The sequence below is a fragment of the Streptomyces zingiberis genome (genome assembly GCF_012034935.1).
In the GTDB taxonomy this organism is placed as follows: domain Bacteria; phylum Actinomycetota; class Actinomycetes; order Streptomycetales; family Streptomycetaceae; genus Streptomyces; species Streptomyces zingiberis.
Genome location: NZ_JAATEN010000068.1, coordinates 1 through 382, shown reverse-complemented (window position 1 = coordinate 382; position 382 = coordinate 1). Strand labels below are relative to the sequence as shown.

1 protein-coding gene is annotated in these 382 nt (G+C 70.2%); it reads right to left on the bottom strand.

The features are described from left to right. Positions 1-301: condensation domain-containing protein (locus HCK00_RS26720; protein ID WP_311765521.1), on the bottom strand; the 301-nt coding region annotated here is incomplete at its 3' end. Positions 302-382 lie beyond the last annotated feature (81 nt).

Here is a 382-nt window from a genome sequence, read left to right as displayed (position 1 = left end):
CCGGCTGCCAGGCGCTCACCGGACCCCGGCGGGAACCCCCCGCGAACCGGCCCAGATAGTTGAACCCGATCACCGGACGCCCCAAGCCCGCCAGCACCGCACCCGCCTCAGGATGCAGATACCGCAACAACCCGAACCCCAGACCATCCCCCGGCACCGCCCGCACCTGCTCCTTCACCACCTTCAGCAACTCACCCGCCGCCACACCACCGGACACCACCGCACCCACATCCACCCCACCCACATCCAGCCGCACCGGATGAGCCGCGGTGAACCACCCCACCGTCCGCGACAGATCCACACCCCCCAACGCCTCCCGACCATGACCCTCCACCTCCACCACCACACCCGAACCACCCGAACCACCCGAACCGGCCCCACC